The following is a 245-nucleotide window of genomic DNA, read 5'->3' as shown; positions in this document are numbered from 1 at the left end:
CCCGTGGGCGGCAGCACCGCCTCCCCCAAGGACCACAAGGGGAAGGGCAGCCAGACCGGCACGCCCGACAAGGGCAAGGGGGCGAACACCGGGACGGCCACGGGCGGCCCCGATCCCTCGGCCTCGGCCGCGATCTCGCCCCCGTGCACACCGGCTCAGCTCGGCGGAGGCACCAGTACCGTCGGCTCCCCGGACGCCACCGGCGCCGTCTACGGCTCCTTCACCCTCTCGAACGTCTCCGCCAC

Annotated in this window: 1 pseudogene; it reads left to right on the top strand. The window is 74.7% G+C overall.

Annotation, left to right across the window (positions count from 1 at the left end):
• A pseudogene (locus tag KVT44_RS56625) lies at positions 1–245 on the top strand (hypothetical protein); the annotation flags it as partial.

The sequence above is a fragment of the Streptomyces sp. GbtcB7 genome (assembly GCF_019091445.1).
Taxonomy (GTDB): Bacteria; Actinomycetota; Actinomycetes; order Streptomycetales; family Streptomycetaceae; genus Streptomyces; species Streptomyces mirabilis.
The sequence above is the reverse complement of the archived record's forward strand: the minus strand, read 5'-3'. Positions and strand labels throughout refer to the sequence as shown.